At 63.6% G+C, this 15,113-nt stretch carries 13 protein-coding genes; 9 read left to right on the plus strand and 4 right to left on the minus strand.

Annotated elements, in window-relative coordinates:
* Nucleotides 1-14: 14 nt before the first annotated feature.
* The 6 genes from MHM97_RS21105 (at nt 15) to MHM97_RS21130 (ending at nt 10,389) form a co-directional block, all read left to right on the plus strand.
* On the plus strand, nt 15-1,025 hold the full coding sequence (locus tag MHM97_RS21105) for a TRAP transporter substrate-binding protein (protein ID WP_239325321.1): 1,011 nt from the start codon (nt 15-17) through the stop codon (nt 1,023-1,025).
* Nucleotides 1,026-1,107: 82 nt separating this feature from the next.
* Nucleotides 1,108-1,662 carry a TRAP transporter small permease subunit gene (locus MHM97_RS21110; RefSeq protein WP_239325323.1) on the plus strand — a complete coding sequence of 185 codons (555 nt, stop codon included), beginning with the start codon at nt 1,108-1,110 and terminating at the stop codon, nt 1,660-1,662.
* Complete coding sequence (locus MHM97_RS21115) at nt 1,659-2,978, plus strand: TRAP transporter large permease (RefSeq protein ID WP_239325325.1); 1,320 nt, start codon at nt 1,659-1,661, stop codon at nt 2,976-2,978. Before MHM97_RS21110 ends, MHM97_RS21115 begins: the two co-directional genes overlap by 4 nt.
* Before the next feature lie 303 nt (nt 2,979-3,281).
* Nucleotides 3,282-4,781 (plus strand): hypothetical protein, encoded by a 1,500-nt coding sequence (locus MHM97_RS21120; protein ID WP_239325328.1) that lies wholly within the window; start codon nt 3,282-3,284, stop codon nt 4,779-4,781.
* A 30-nt stretch (nt 4,782-4,811) separates the two neighbouring features.
* Complete coding sequence (locus MHM97_RS21125; protein ID WP_239325330.1) at nt 4,812-7,256, plus strand: hypothetical protein; 2,445 nt, start codon at nt 4,812-4,814, stop codon at nt 7,254-7,256.
* 25 nt (nt 7,257-7,281) lie between these two features.
* Nucleotides 7,282-10,389, plus strand: a complete 3,108-nt coding sequence (locus MHM97_RS21130) for a hypothetical protein (protein WP_239325332.1) — start codon at nt 7,282-7,284, stop codon at nt 10,387-10,389.
* A 46-nt stretch (nt 10,390-10,435) separates the two neighbouring features.
* On the opposite strand, the gene MHM97_RS21135 is transcribed toward MHM97_RS21130, so the two are convergent.
* Complete coding sequence (locus MHM97_RS21135; protein ID WP_239325340.1) at nt 10,436-11,131, minus strand: FadR/GntR family transcriptional regulator; 696 nt, start codon at nt 11,129-11,131, stop codon at nt 10,436-10,438.
* A gap of 80 nt (nt 11,132-11,211) precedes the next feature.
* Here MHM97_RS21135 and MHM97_RS21140 point away from each other — a divergent pair, with 80 nt between their 5' ends.
* A complete protein-coding gene (locus tag MHM97_RS21140) occupies nt 11,212-11,970 on the plus strand; it encodes a sulfite exporter TauE/SafE family protein (RefSeq protein WP_239325342.1) in 759 nt (252 codons plus the stop codon).
* Nucleotides 11,971-12,023: 53 nt separating this feature from the next.
* On the plus strand, nt 12,024-13,172 hold the full coding sequence (locus MHM97_RS21145; RefSeq protein ID WP_239325344.1) for an HPP family protein: 1,149 nt from the start codon (nt 12,024-12,026) through the stop codon (nt 13,170-13,172).
* Nucleotides 13,173-13,229: 57 nt separating this feature from the next.
* On the opposite strand, the gene MHM97_RS21150 is transcribed toward MHM97_RS21145, so the two are convergent.
* On the minus strand, nt 13,230-13,751 hold the full coding sequence (locus tag MHM97_RS21150; RefSeq protein ID WP_239325346.1) for a CBS domain-containing protein: 522 nt from the start codon (nt 13,749-13,751) through the stop codon (nt 13,230-13,232).
* Between the two features lie 78 nt (nt 13,752-13,829).
* Here MHM97_RS21150 and MHM97_RS21155 point away from each other — a divergent pair, with 78 nt between their 5' ends.
* Complete coding sequence (locus tag MHM97_RS21155; protein WP_239325348.1) at nt 13,830-14,015, plus strand: hypothetical protein; 186 nt, start codon at nt 13,830-13,832, stop codon at nt 14,013-14,015.
* 80 nt (nt 14,016-14,095) lie between these two features.
* Here the strand turns inward: MHM97_RS21155 and nqrM are convergent, their stop codons facing one another.
* Together nqrM and MHM97_RS21165 are read right to left on the minus strand one after the other, a co-directional pair.
* A complete protein-coding gene (nqrM, locus tag MHM97_RS21160) occupies nt 14,096-14,335 on the minus strand; it encodes a (Na+)-NQR maturation NqrM (protein WP_239325350.1) in 240 nt (79 codons plus the stop codon).
* A 40-nt stretch (nt 14,336-14,375) separates the two neighbouring features.
* Nucleotides 14,376-15,113 (minus strand): FAD:protein FMN transferase (locus MHM97_RS21165; RefSeq protein WP_239325352.1); only part of this gene is annotated, 738 nt, incomplete at its 5' end.

Below are 15,113 nucleotides of genomic sequence, written 5' to 3' on the forward strand. Positions count from 1 at the left end.
CAGGGAGGAGACCCATGAACCATCTGATCAAAGCAACCCTCGTTGCCACCACCCTTGCCGGCGGCGCCCTGGCGCAGGACTACAGCCTGCGCTTCCAGTCGTCGGACCCGGCGGGCAATCCGAACTTCCAGCTACAAACCCGCTGGACCGAGATGGTCGAGGAAAAGACCGGCGGCAAGGTCGCCATTGAACTGTTGCCGGTGGAAAGCATCGTCGCCCACAACGAAACCCAGGACGCGATCGCGGCGGGTATCCTTGACGGCCATGTCACCGACACCTCCTATTTCTCCGGCAAGGACCCGGCCTTCGGCCTGATCGCCAACCCGGTCGGCGCCTGGAGCGCGCCGGAGGAAATGTTCACCTTCATGCGGACCGGCGGCGGCAATGAGCTGATGCAGGAGCTGCTGGCTCCCTACGGCCTGCATTTCATCGGCGCCACCACGCCGGGGCTCGAGGCCTTTGTCTCTGCCGTACCGCTGGAAGGCGTCGATGACCTCAAGGGGCTGAAGATGCGCGCGCCCGAGGGTCTGGTGCAGCAGGTCTTTGCCGCGGCCGGGGCCGCACCGGTGAACCTGCCGGGCTCCGAGGTCTTCACCTCGCTCGACAAGAAGGTGATCGAGGCGGCGGATTACACCGTGTTCTCGACCAATCAGGCGCAGGGCATGCATGATGTGGCCAAACACCCGGTCTATCCCGGCTTCCACTCCATGCCGCTGGTCGAGATTTCGATGAACAAGGCCAAGTGGGACGCAATGCCCGCCGAGATTCAGGCCGCGATCACCGAATCCGTCGAGGAATTCGCCGACCTTCAGGTGGCCACGCTGCGCGAGGCGGATCTGGCTGCGGTCGAGGCCGCCAAGGCCTCTGGTGAGGTTACGGTCCACGACTGGCCCGCCGCCGAGCGCGCCAAGTTCCGCAGCATCGCCACCGGCGAATGGGAACAGGTCGCCAGCCGCTCCGACAATGCGCAGAAAGTCTATGACACGCTGACCGCCTATCTGAAGGGCGCGGGCCTGTTGAACTGAGCCCGACCCCAACAGCGAGGGGGGGGGCCGATGCGCCCCCCTCTACCATCACGCAACACCGATCATGACGGGAGGACCGGCCTTGGCCGAACAGGAACATGCAACAGCGCCGGATACCGAGGGCCCGGGTCCGATCCCGCAGGCCGGGCGTCTGGGGCGCTGGATCGACCGCGGCGGGCTGGTCTTTGCCGCCGGAATCGTGCTGGCCATGCTGATCCTCATCCAGGAGGTGATCCTGCGCTATGTCTTCAACGCGCCCACCATCTGGGCACATGAGACGACGATCTTCCTGTGCGGCATCGCCTTTGTCTACGGCGGCCTCTATTGCACCGCCCGCGACCGCCATATCCGCGTGGTGCTGATCTATGACGCGCTTTCGCCGCGCTGGCGGCGGCGGTTCAACGTGGCGATCTCTGTCATCAGCGGTGCGGCGGCGGCAATGTTTGCCTGGGCGGCCTGGACCATGGTGGAGCGCGCGATCTTCATGCCCGACGGCAGCTTCCGGCTGGAACGCTCGGGCAGCGCCTGGGACCCGGTCTATCCGGGCCTATCGAAGCTCTTCCTGTTTCTCGTGCTCGCCGTCATGGCGGTGCAATTCGCGGTGCTCGCGGTGAACTACCTCAAGGACAAGAAATGACCGAACTGTTTGGCTCCTTTCAGGCCCTCGGCATCGAGAGCGCAACCCTGTTGATGTTCGTCATGCTGCTTGGTCTTCTGGTCACCGGCATGCCGCTCGCCTTTGTGACGCTGCTGGTGGCGCTGATCTTTGCGCTCGGGTGGACCGGGCCGATGGTGGTGCCGCTCATCACCAGCCGGGTCTATTCCTTTGTGGCCAGTTTTGTCTTTGTCTCGGTGCCGATGTTCGTCCTGATGGCGGCGATCCTGGACCGCTCCGGCATTGCCCGGGATCTGTTCGACGCCATGCGGCTGGTCGGGGGGCGCCTGCGGGGCGGGGTCGCGATCCAGACCATTATCGTGGCGGTGATCCTGGCCGCCATGTCCGGCATCATCGGCGGCGAAGTCGTCCTGCTGGGGTTGATCGCCCTGCCCCAGATGCTGCGGCTCGGATATGATCGCAAGCTGGCGATCGGCGTGGTCTGCGCAGGTGGGGCGCTCGGCACCATGGTGCCGCCCTCCATCGTGCTCATTATCTACGGGCTGACCGCAAATGTGTCGATCGGGGATCTCTTTACCGCGTCCTTCCTGCCCGGGCTGATGCTGGCCGGGTTCTATGTCGCCTATGTGCTGATCCGTGCCTACCTGAACCCCGACGTCGCGCCAGTGGTCGAACGCGACGAGGTGCCGATGGCGGAGAAACTGCGTCTTCTCAAGGGGCTGGTGCTGCCCCTCCTGGTGGTGGCGATGGTGCTGGGCTCGATCTACGGCGGCATCGCCAGCGTCACCGAAGCCTCTGCCGTGGGGGTGGCCGGCGTCATCCTGTCGACACTGGTGCGTGGCGAATTCTCCGTGGAGCTGCTGAAAGGCGCTGCCCTTCAGACGCTTCAGACCGTTGGCATGATCGTCTGGATCGGCATCGGTGCCTCGGCCCTTGTGGGGGTGTTCAACTTCATGGGCGGCATCAACTTTGTCTCGGCGCTGATCACCGGCATTTCGGACAATCCCCATGTGGTGATCCTGTTCATGATGGCCATTCTCTTTGTGCTGGGCATGTTCCTCGACTGGGTCGGGATCGCGCTGCTGACCATGCCGATCTTTGTCCCCATCGTGACCAAGCTCGGCTTTGATCCGGTCTGGTTCGGCGTCGTCTTCTGCATGAACATGCAGGTGAGCTTCTTGTCGCCGCCCTTTGGTCCCGCGGCGTTCTACCTGAAATCGGTGGCCCCGGCGGACATCAGCCTTGGCGAGATCTTCCGGTCGCTCCTGCCCTTCATTGCGCTGCAGATCCTGGCGCTGGCCATGCTGATCGCCTTCCCCGGCATCACCGGTAGATAGAGCTGAGAAGCGGGAAAACACAGACATACGGCATCGCCGAACTCAGTCTTCGTGATGCCCGAACGACCTCCCGGCCACAGCTGCACCGCGTGGCCGGGTGCGCGTTTTTGATGTCATCCCCCCTGCGTTTACTGGTCCCGCCGCGCATCCGTGCCCGCACCGGCTGGCGGTCGCAGCGGGGCAGGATCCGCAACAATTCCCCCGACCCGCATATAAGATTGTTACTGACCCCACGTCGCGAAAGGTGTACGGAATATTAAGACGACTTAACAGATAACATTATTACTTTGCCTGGAGGCGTCCATGGCCGAAGAACCGCTCAGCGGCCCCGAGATCAAGAAGATCATTTCAAAGAGCCGCAAGAAGCCCGTGAGCTTTGCGTTCAATCCCGGCAAGGATGATGCCGACGGTTACCTGCTGCTTCACCTGAAGAAGCCCGCCAAGATGCTGGGCAAACAGGCGAAGTCCGAAGGCGACGGCGGCAAGGCCGCTTTTGGCACCTTTGAGACCGAAGGCAAGGTGATGAAGCTCGAGTGCGAGCTGTCGATCCCCGCCCTCAGCAAGAAGCTGAAGAAATATCTCAAGACGCAGAAGATCAGCCTGCAGCCCGTTGTCCTTGGCGAGGAGGATCTGGAGGCCGCCCTGGCCGAGCACAACGCCGATCCGGACGCATTCTATGATGAATTCGCGGACGCGGCAGACGACGACGCAGAGGATGACGGCCCCGACGCAGGTGCTGTCGGCACTCGCATCAAGGCCATGGTGACCGCGTTCAAGGCACTGCCCGATCCGGCACAGGCCAAGCTGGCAAAACCTGTCGAAACCGTGGTTGCTGCCTTCAAGGCCGGCAAGCTGGAGCAGGCCAATGCCGCCATCGACAAGGTGATGCCCGCCATCGAGGCCGCGCAAGCGGGCTCTGGCGATCCGGTTGGCCAGACGGGCACCGCGGATCGCGCCGGGTTGGAAACCCAGCTGAAATCGCTCGCAGGGCGCGTCAAACAGCTTGAAGAGCCGCAAAAGTCCAAGCTTGCCAAAGTGGTGCAAACCCTGGCCGGCACCCTGAAAGCCGGGGATCTGGACAAGACCGCTGCCGGGCTGGCCAAACTGGCGCAGGCGCTTGACACCGTCGCACCTCAATCCACCTCGGACAGCTCCGGCACCAGCCCCGAACAGGAACGCTACAGCACGCTTTTTGCCGAAATGGAGCCGCAGGTGCAGACAGCCCTGCGCGACAACCGCTTCCCGGACGAAAAAGCGCGGGGCGATTTCCTCAAGCTTTGGGAATGGGGCAACAACAACGCCGCAGACGGGATCTATGACAAGGCCGTCGCCGCGCTGACCCGGGCGCAGCCCTTGCTGGCCGCCGCAATGGCGTCCGAAGGGTCCGATTACGCCGCCGATGTGCCAGAGGATGTAAAGCCCTTCGCGATCTCCCGGCTGAAATGGCAAAGCACCCTCACCACCATGCACAGCGAGCTGAAGAAACTCCAGAGCGCAATCCGAACCGTGTGCAATGGCGACCCCGAATTGCAGCCGGTGGCCGACAGCGTCGGAGAGTTGGACGCCTATCTGGATCGGCTTGACGACCGCCTGTCCGACAAGCTGGACGAGGTGGTGAACGCCGCGCCCGGCAGTGACCGGGAGGCCCTGAAAGCGCAGGCCCGCGGATTGCTGAAGGAATACCAGTCAGAACTCTCTGGTGACTTTTTTCGCGTGATCGACGCCGACAACGGCTTTGCCAATGTGGCGATCGCGTCCTCCGCTGCGTCGGCGCTCTCCGAAATCGAGAGCGCACTCAAATAACGAGGTCTTTGACCGACAGGAGTTTCCGTCATGCCCTGGGATGATCTTTCCAAACCGCAGCAGACGTTTATCAAATCGTATTTCACCACCGGCAAGGGCCTCGCCAAACTCGGCAAGAAGCGCAACCTGAAGGAAAACAAGGACCTGATCGAAGGCTATCGGGCCTATCTGAGCGCCGAACAGGCCGCCTTGTCGGCCTTGCGCGGCCTCGAAGGTTCGCCCGAGCACACCTTCTTTCACGATGAATATCTGAACGCCAAACGCATGAGCGAGGCCAACGGAACCTTTGTGATCGGTGCCGGCGATTTCCAGAATATCGCCCGCCGCGCCCTGCGTCAGGGCATCACAAACGCCCGCAAGGGCAAGGAAGGCGGCGAAAAAGCCGAACTGGCCGATGGATTCTACCGCCAGATCCAGAGCGCGGTCAGCGAGGATCAACCCAGACTCAAAGAGTTGGAAACCAAGGTCGAGGGTCTGGCGCAGCTTGATACCGAAAACGTGCTCCAGGTGCCGGACACCGCATTTGCCCAGGCCCACGCCGATCTCTCCTCGCAAAAACACAATGCCATCCGCCACGCCATCGAGGACAAGAACCTGTCGCTTGAGGACGCGAAGCAGGCCATGGAAACCGCGCTGAAGGAGTTCATGGCCACCCGCAAGACCCTGATGGAAAAGGTCGATGCCGCGCTCAAGGACACCGCCGCGCTCGAAACCCTGGCCGAGGCCATGCGCAAGGCGCCGGAGTTCCGCCAGACCATGCAGGAATGCCAGACGATCGCCGACGATCTCATCGATTGGGAGGTCGACAAGGCGGATGCTTTTGGCAAGACCCTGCGCGACATCGGCACCAAGGCCGAAAAATCCCGTCGGTACGATCTGGAACTGGCCACCCTGACCAAGTGGAAAACCCAGGCCGAAAAGGCCCGCACCGACGCGGCGCAGGCGTTCGACACCGAAGCCCAGAAACACCGGACCAAGATCAACACGCTGACAAGCGGGCTGACCGGGCTCAGCACCAAGGTGCCCGCCGCACAGAAGCAGCAGCTGGCAGACCTTATCGCCATGGCAGAGCTGGTGCTGAACGAGGGCAAGAACATTGGCGCGCTCGCGCCGCTTGCGGGTCTGTTGGACAAGGCCGATACGCTGCTCGTCGAACTGAGCCACGCCGAGGTCATCAACCAGAAAAGCGCGACCCTGATCACCCAGATTTCCGAAGTGATCGGCAAACCCGGCGGCACCGACAAATTGCCCGCCGCGGAAATCCAGCCGACCAGATATGACGAGCTGAAAACACGCTTCAACGAGCTGCACGAGAGCTGGCAGGAGCAATCCCCCGACACCGCCCACACCGCATTTGATGCGCTGGCCAAGCAGGTCGAGGCCTTCAAGACCGCCACCGATGACATGCGCGTCTGGCGCGATGACACGCTGGTCAAATACAAGGCGGTGGAAAAAAAGGTAAACGCGCTGGCCAAGGCGATCTTTGACTATGGCAAGGAAGACCACGGCACGGTCGCGACCATGCTGCGCAAGGCCTTTGGTGTGACCGGAGACAAATACGAAGGCGCCCTGCGCGACACCCTGACCGAAGCCCATGGCATGATCGTGGGCGAGGATCCGACGCTTCAGAACTATGCCGAGATCAAGCTGACAGACGTCGAAACCAAGGCCGATGCCTGGCTCAATGCCACCGCCCGTCTGCGGGCCGCCGAGAAGGCCGGCACCGCCCCGGACCCTGCGGATATGGGGGTGGTCGCCGAACTGCTGACCGATCAGCAGGCCGCCGTCGACGCGCGCGAGGAAAAAGAGCGCAAGATCAAGGATTTCGAAGCCCGCACCAAGCAGACCGCGAGCAATCTGAAAAAGCTCAAGGGCAGCGACCAGATCACCGAGCAGACCCGCGAAGAATACGAGGCCATCGAAAAGCTGAACGAGTCTGCGCTGAGCCAGGCCAAGGGCGGCAATCTGGAGGCGGCCGAGGAAATCCGGTCGCGCGTTCAGCACCGCATCACCCGCGCCATGGGCAACCCGCCCAAACCGGTCGACAATTTCGACAAGCTCGCCGGCATCGGCAAGAGCTGGGCCTCGGCGGTCAACCGGCTCAGCCAGGATCTGGCAACCCTGGCGCGCACCGCCGGTGACGCCGTGGACGAAGACAGCGGCTTTGACGGGGATAAGGCCAGCAAGGCCAAGTCCGGCCTCACGGCGATAGAGAAGGTCGCAACCGCCTTTGACGCGACCGCCTTTGATGCCGCCGCTTCGGTGCTGGGCGATCCGGACACCGCAGGCGACGAAAAGGCGCGCAAAAAGGCCCGCGAGGATGCGCTGCGCCTGGTGCGGCTCTATCGCGGCTACATGAAGGGCAACGCGCTGGTCAAACACGCCGCCATGAACCCGTTCAAGGTCAACGGCATCGCCGTGCCCATGAACGCCATCCTGAATTACATCGAACTTGAAGTCCTGCGCGGCGTTTGAGCCGACCGACGAGGGAGGACCCCCCATGCCCATGACGCCCGAACAGACAACCTGGGTCGGCCAGGTCACCGGCGTTGCCGCCCAGGCCCAGCAGGCGGACACGGATTTCGAGCAGCGCCAGGCCGGCGCGCAGATGATCGCCGAAACCCTGACCGACGACGCCCTGCAAGAGCTGCAGGACGCCTTTGCCGCCATTCAGGTGGAATTGAAGAATGGCAAGTCGATGCCGCTTCTGGACACTGCCAAGCACGACCCCTTTGCCGAGGTGGACACCTACGCCGACATGCCCGGCGCCAAGCCCATCGACGGCGACAAGCTGGGGCGGCTGCAAGAGCAATACCAGAAGATCCTCGCCATGCAGGCGGAACTGGAACAGCTCGACTACTACAAGGTGCCGGAACCGGCAGATCCGGATTTCCCTACCTACGAGGAAGCGCAGGCGATCAAGGACGCCCATGACCGTATGGCGCGGGACCTGTGGCAGCCGCTGATGCGGCAGGGGATCATCCCGGAAAACATGATCAACGACCGCCACTCCGAAGTGGTCCAGACCTTTCAGGAAAGCTCCGCCCTCTACGAGGCGCGTTTGCAGGAGCATTCCAAGAACATGTCCAAGGCCGATATTTTCCTGGAAAAATTCGCCCCGGTCGAAACCATCGGCAAGGCCACGATCAACGCGGCGGGCAAGCTCACCGGCTTTGCCGGGTCGGTCGCGGCTGTGACCGAAAACGCCAAGGTGCTCACCGACACCAAGGAGGCCGCCGAGGTCATCGAGATGTGCGACGTGGTGTTTACCGCCACCTGCAAGATCGTGCCCACGGTGGTCAAGGAACGCGATGCCATCAAGGCGGTCGACATCTTCAACGAGGCCCTCGGCACCACCCTCAAGAGTGCGGGCGTTGATCCCACCGTGGCCGATTGCGTGACAGGCATCATCAATGGCGCCGCGCGGTCCGCTAATGCGGGCAAACTGATTGCCCAAGGCGATCTCGAAGGGGCGTTCAACGAATTCGGCAAGGCGATCACCTCCAGCTTTGCCGCCACCGGCGACAAGCAGCTGACCGAAGTGGGCAAGCTGATCGGCGAGAATGTCTCACGCCTCGCCACCGCCACCGGCGCCGCCAAGGCCCTGGCAGAAGATCCACCGAAACCGGGCAAGGCGATGGATTTCATCCTCGCCGAAATCGGCAATGCCGTCGGCTCTCCCGAGGTGAAGGCCGTAATCGGCATCCTGCGCACCGGCGCGCAGGAACTGCCGGACGCCATCGCCAAGAAAGACGCCTTTGCGGTGACAGACACGCTGACCAAGATGCTGGGCCAATCCCTGACCACCGCCGGTGTCGATGCCAAGGTCGCGACTGCGATCACGGGCACCATCACCGCCGGGGCGCGCGGTGCAGCCGCCGGCAAGCATCTGGCCGAAGGCAATGTCGAAGCGGCGTTCAAATCCTTTGGCGACGGGATTGCCACCGGGCTTGCCGGGACCGGCAACAGCGATGTGGCCGCCATCGGCGCGTACATCAAGACCGGCCTTGAAACCGCCGCACAGGCCACCGCCGTCAAGCAGGCCATGGCAAAGACGCCGCCCGACACGCTGGCCGCGATGAAGGCGATGGAAGACGCCGCCGCAGGCATCATCGGGTCCAGCGGCGTCAAGGATGCCATCAAGGCGATCGCCGCCGCCGAAAACAGCGAAAAGCTGGGCGAGGATCTGGAAACCGCCCGCTCCAAACTGGAAGAGGCCACCAAGCTTGCCCAGGAGAGCACCGAGGAATACGGCAATATCGAGGGGCCGGATACCGCGCCGATCTCGATCGAGGCGATCAACAAGCTGAAGGAACAAAAGGCGCTTGAGGAAGCCGCCGCCGCCCGCTCCGAAGAGGAAAAACTGCGCGCCTTCATGGAAGAGAAGGACGCCGCCTTCGAGGAGCTGCTGGTCACCGGCTTCCCACCGCCAAGCTCCGACGCCGAGGAAATCGCCGCCGCCGAACAGAAGCGGCTCGACTCGATGGAGACGCTGATCGCCATCGTTCAGCGCGACAAGATGACCTTTCAACTGGCCCAGAAGATCGTCACCAAGGGCCCCGGGCTGATTGCCGACCTGGTGCCCGGCATGGGGCTGGTGCAGGCCTGCGCCGAACTGGCCTTTGCCATCGCCGAAGCGGTCAAACACGCCGAGCAGCTCCTGATCTGGATCGAAAACGTCGAGGACGCAGGCGCCGCTGCAACGGTGCAGCTGGATGCGATGATGAACCGCTACGGGCTTGAAACGAAACAGAATATCATTGCAGACATCAGGGTGGGCATCAAGGCGGTCAAAGTCGCGGGCGAAGCCACCAAACTGTCCCCCGCCGCCCCGATCGGGCTGGCGATCTCCTCTGGTGCGGACGCCGGCGAGGCGCTACTCGACCTCGGTGTCGAGATTGAGAAGAACGTCGCCATCGCGCAGGCCTGGGCCGCATACAAGACAGCGCTGGAGCAGCCGCAGAACCGCAAGGCCGCGCGCATGGCCCTGCGCAAGAACCCGACCCTGTCGAAATACGCCATGGCCTATGGGGCCAAGGTCGAGGGCAACGCCATCGCCAAGGAGGCCATGCGCCGCTGCGGCATCAACGAACGCACGCTTGCCCAGCCCGAGACCAATGTCGACAAGGTGGTGACCTATCTGGAGCAGCTCTATGACGAGGACCCGGTGGTGGTTCGCGCCGTCGGGGTCGCCAATGACTGGCACCCGGGCGAGATCGAACTGACCTATGAGAGCTTCTGCCGCTTCCACATGAAGGCCACCAGCGTCGCCAAGCCGACCGTCACCGGCCCCGACGCCGGACGCATCAAAAGCACGCTGGCCACCTATGAGACCGCCGTGCCCGCGTTTGAACAGGCGGTCGAAACCGCGGCGCGCACCGGCACGCCGCCGGACGAGACGGTCGAACGGGCCGCGGTGGAGGCCGTCGTCGCCCTGGGCAAGGCGCTCAAGGCCTATAGCCCCGAGGCGGAGACCGGCGGCCTGCATCAGGAAATGGCCGATTATGTTCACACCCTGGGCGCCAAGACTTCGCTGAAGCATCGCGCGCTGCAAAAGCTCATCGCCGAAGTGGTCGCGCCTCAACGAAAGCTGCTGGAAACCACCTGAGCCATCGTGATCGGATCCTTCGGGAATCTGGCCCCGGCGTCGGGTCTCAGGCTGGCAGGCCTGCCGCGCGCATGGCGTCATCTATGGTCATCAGGTGGCCGCGCATGGCCTCCGCCGCCTCGGTGGCAGCGTGTCTTGTGATGGCGTCCACGATGGCATGATGTTGCTGGCTGTGGCCCTCGGTAAAGGCGGTCACGCCCAATCTGCGGTAGGTCCGTTCCCATTCCCGCTGCCAGGCGGCGTGCCGCCGCACGCCCGCCAGATAATCCAGCAGGCCAAGCAGGATGGGGTTGCCGGTCACCTCGGCGATGCCGCGATGAAATGCGGCATCAATCTCCTCGCATTCGGTCCGGGTTGTCGCCCCGGTGCCCCGGCGCACCAGATCGGTCAGATAGGCCACATCAGCGCGCGACGCCAACTGGGCCGCCTCGGCCGCCACAGAGGGTTCGATGGTCAACCGCGCCTGCATCAACTGGAGCGGCGACGCCCCTTGCACCAGAATCCGCTCCCGGATCGGATGCCCGCGCGGGCGCGGACCGTAGAATGTCCCCTGCCCGACATGGCGCCAGATCTCCCCCGCCTGCTCCAGCTCAGCGAGGGCCTTGCGCAGGGTTTCGCGACTGCATCCCAGGCGGCGCGCCAGATCCCGTTCACAGGGCAGCCGATCCCCCGGCAGGATGCGCTGCGCTGCCAGCATCGCCTGAAGATCGGCCAAGACCTGTTGAACCCGCCTGGTTGTCATGCGCCCTCTCCCCATTTCAGACCAATTTGCAGACCATTTCACATCCATGCAACAGCCGCGTCAGCCACAGGAGAAACACCATGCTGACCACCATTGCCCTGATCCTGACGGGGCTTGCCGCAGGCGCTCTGAATGCCATCGCCGGGGGCGGCACCTTTCTGTCCTTTCCGGCACTGGTCTGGGCAGGCGTGCCGCCGATCATGGCCAATGCCACCGCGACCCTGTCTGCGCTGCCCGGATATGCCGGCAGCGCCTGGGCCTATCGCCACGACATCGGCACCGGGGATGGGACATCCGCCCTTGCGCGCATGATCCTCATTGCCAGTATTGGCGGGCTGATCGGCGCCGGGTTGCTGCTGGTGACACCTAGCGAGCTGTTTTCCGGCATCGTGCCCTGGTTCCTGCTGCTCGCCACCCTCGCCTTTGCCTTTGGTCCGGCCTATCTGCGCCACCAGATGAGATCCGGACGTCACCTCTCCGAAACCGCCGGTCATGCGGTGATCTTTGCCGTTTCGATCTATGGCGGCTACTTCAACGGCGGGCTCGGCATCATGCTGCTTGCCGCCTTTGGCGTGATCGGCATGACCGACCTGCACCAGATGAACGGGCTGAAGAACCTGATGTCGGTGATTCTGTCGCTTGTCTCGGTCGCGACCTATACCCTCGCCGGGCTGATCGACTGGACCACGGCCGTGATCCTGGCGCCGTCCTGCGCCGCCGGCGGCGTTCTGGGCGCGGCGCTGGCCCGGCGGGTCCGGAATACCGCCCTGCTCCGCCTGTTCATCATCGCCGTGGGCATCATCATGACCGTTGTGTTTTTTGTGCAAGCGCGGAGTTGACCATTCCTGCAAGGTGATGAATTTTCGGGCACACAGCGATAAAGGCCCAATGCGTGCAACTCCTCAGATCCCTCGGACCCGCAGTGTCCCGCGTCCCCCTGCACGAAGCCATCCGGGCCGGCACCGGCGCGTTGCTTGGTTTGGGGCTGACCGGGATGTTCCTGCTGTCGCCCGAAGTGGACCTCAAGCTGGGGCTCTATCTCGTTGCGCCCTTCGGTGCTTCCTCGGTGTTGCTGTTCGCGATCCCGAACAGCCCGCTGGCGCAGCCTTGGTCCGCCATCGTCGGCAATACCGTCGCGGCGCTGGTCAGTGTTGCAGTCTGCCTGCTGATCGCGGAGCCCACGGTGCGGATCGCGGTCGCCGTGGGTCTGGCGATCTTTGCCACGCTGTTGTGTCGCGCGGTGCATCCGCCTGCGGGCGCGGTTGCCATGACCGCAGCCATGAACCCGGAGGCCATTTCAGAGCTTGGCTTCTGGTTCGCGGTCGCCCCGATCGCGCTGGGAACACTCGCGCTGGTGATCTGCGCGGCGATCTATGCGCGCCTTACGGGGCGGCGGTATCCGTTCCGGCAATTCGACAGCCCGGGCCCGCATCAGACTGATGATCGCACCCCGACCGAACGGCTCGGCCTGACGCAGGCAGAGCTGACGGCGCTTCTCGAACGCTACAGCCAGTCCTTCAACCTTGGGGTGGAGGATCTCGCCCGGCTGATCGGGGCAGCGGAATTGCAGGCGGCCAGCCATGCCTCCGGTCCGCTGACGGCCGGTGAGATCATGTCGCAGGACCTGATTACGATCACCCCGGAAACGCCGCTCGCGGATGTCGCCGACCTGTTCCGGCAGCACCGGTTCACCTCGCTGCCGGTCGTCGACTCGGATACAAAGTTCCTTGGTGTGATCTTCCAGATGCATCTCATCACCCAGGCACGGGCGGACGCGCTGCGGCTGGATCGCGGTTACTGGTCCGCCCTCCGGCGGATGCTGGACCGCACCCTGAGAAAACCCACCACCGCCGGCGACATCATGAGCGTCGCCGGCCCTCGCGCCACCCCGGACACCCCGGTCGGAGCGCTGCTGCCGATGATGGCCGACGGGGAGACCGACGCGGTTCCGATCCTCAGATACCGGCGGATCGTAGGAATCGTGACCCGCACCGATCTGATCGCGGCCCTGGCCCGCTCCACTGCGCGGCAGAACGTCTAGCCGCCTTTGGCGGGGGCGCGGGATCAGATCGTCGCGCCGCTCAAGGGCGCATCCCGGTCAGCCGACGATCAGCTGCTTCATCTGCAACGCCTCATATTCCAGCGCCGCGAGGCGGAAATTCACCACGTCGCCGATGGTGATCATGCCGACAAGCTGATCCTGGTCCACCACCGGCATGTGACGGAAGCGCCCGTCGGTCATCCGGCGCAGTACCTCCACCACCGATTGATCCGGCGTCGCGGTGACCACATCTGTCGACATCAGATCCTTGACCGTCTGCGGCAGGGTCTTGCCCGGCGTATCCGCAAGGCGCCGCACGATGTCGCGCTCGGAGAGAATCCCCACCAGGTCTCCTTGCGGGTTCTTCACCAGCAGCGCGCCAATCCCCTTGTCGCGCAACACCTCGACCGCATGGGCCACCGTGTCGTCCGGGTTGATCCAGAACAGCCCCCCGTCCTTGCTGGCCAGAACATCGCTGACCTTGGCCTCGGCGGCGGACATATTGGTGCTCAGCGTCTGGCTGCTGGTCTTTCCCTTGCTCTCGGAGCCCCGTGTTTTCGGAGTGAATGAAGCAGGCATGGCATTTCCTCCCTTTATCATCTTATACGGTATTACAATTCTCGCCCGAGTAAACGCTTTCCGATCAGAGAGGTTCCATTGATCGACGTCACCCTCACCCCCCTCAGCGCCACGCTGCTCTTTGTGATCGCCTGCCTGGCGGGGTATCGCTATCGCACCGTCTGGAAGACCGAAGGCCCCCGCAGCCATCTGTGGCTGTTTGGCGTGATCGCGGCGCTGTGCCTGCTGGTGCTGGGCTTTGTGCCGATGCGCACCACCGGCTAGCACCCGCCGCAATAGAAAAACCCCCGAAGGTGTCTTCGAGGGTCTTTATGGGTCTTGGAAAACAGCGAGAGGTCGGACGTTCAGCCCTGATCCCGCTCCATCTCTTCCAGCATCTTGCGGGCCCGCGGACAGGCCAGCCGCTCGCGCAGGGGGCTGTCGGGGTCGATGTCCTTCTTGCAGACCAGACACTGATCCGCATCGGAAATCGCGTTCAGCCCGCCGCAGCTGCCCTTGATCGTGCGGCCGCTGAACAGGACGCCAAAGGCCATGCCCAGCATCACGATCAGGAACAATCCGAAGGTCAGCAGAAAGGTCGACATTACAGGCTCCCTGAGCTCAGGCGGCGCCGGCGGACAGCACTCAGGCTGTCAGCGCCTTGAAACGGTTGGATGCGGTGGAGGTAAACCCGGTGGCACCGTTTTCAACCGCACGATCCAGGAACAGCACCGCCATATCACGCTGATTTGCGATCTCGAGACCGCGCTCACGGCCCAGCACCAGCATTGCGGTTGCCCAGGCATCCGCCAGCATCGCGTTGTCGGTCAGCACCGTGACCGACGCGGTGTCGTGCTCGACCGGGCGACCGGTGGTTGCGTCGATGATGTGGGAATAGCGCTTGCCGTCGTGATCGAAGAAGTTGCGGTAATCGCCGGAGGTCGCCATGCCCATGTCCGACAGACCCACCACCTGGGTCACGCCGCGATCATAGGCCTCGGGCGTCTCGATGCCGATCTGCCAGGGCTGACCGTCGGGGTTGCGACCCGCCGTGTAAAGATCGCCGCCGATCTCCACCATATAGTCGGTGATGCCATACCCCTTGAGCACGCGCGCCACCTGATCGACGCCAAAGCCCTTGCCGATGGAGGAGAGATAGACCTCTGCCCCGGCGTTGAGCTTGGTCAGACCGCCGTTCTGCACGGCCACCGACTGCGCCTGACCGCAGCAGCCCATGGCGGCGGCAATATCGGCCTCGCTTGGCAGGGTGCCCGGCGTCTGACCGGCGCCAAAGCCCCAGAGGTCGATCAACGCCCCCACGGTGACGTCAAAGGCACCGTCGCTGGCCATATGCACATCCTGCGCGGCCTGCATCACATGGTG

The organism is Epibacterium sp. Ofav1-8 (genome assembly GCF_022348185.1).
Taxonomy (GTDB): domain Bacteria; phylum Pseudomonadota; class Alphaproteobacteria; order Rhodobacterales; family Rhodobacteraceae; genus Epibacterium.

Coding starts and splice junctions, on each gene's coding strand:
- MHM97_RS21105 (WP_239325321.1), top strand. CDS start 15: ATGAACCATCTGATCAAAGCAACCCTCGTTGCCACCACCCTTGCCGGC.
- MHM97_RS21115 (WP_239325325.1), top strand. CDS start 1,659: ATGACCGAACTGTTTGGCTCCTTTCAGGCCCTCGGCATCGAGAGCGCA.
- MHM97_RS21120 (WP_239325328.1), top strand. CDS start 3,282: ATGGCCGAAGAACCGCTCAGCGGCCCCGAGATCAAGAAGATCATTTCA.
- MHM97_RS21125 (WP_239325330.1), top strand. CDS start 4,812: ATGCCCTGGGATGATCTTTCCAAACCGCAGCAGACGTTTATCAAATCG.
- MHM97_RS21130 (WP_239325332.1), top strand. CDS start 7,282: ATGCCCATGACGCCCGAACAGACAACCTGGGTCGGCCAGGTCACCGGC.
- MHM97_RS21135 (WP_239325340.1), bottom strand. CDS start 11,131: ATGACAACCAGGCGGGTTCAACAGGTCTTGGCCGATCTTCAGGCGATG.
- MHM97_RS21140 (WP_239325342.1), top strand. CDS start 11,212: ATGCTGACCACCATTGCCCTGATCCTGACGGGGCTTGCCGCAGGCGCT.
- MHM97_RS21150 (WP_239325346.1), bottom strand. CDS start 13,751: ATGCCTGCTTCATTCACTCCGAAAACACGGGGCTCCGAGAGCAAGGGA.
- nqrM (WP_239325350.1), bottom strand. CDS start 14,335: ATGTCGACCTTTCTGCTGACCTTCGGATTGTTCCTGATCGTGATGCTG.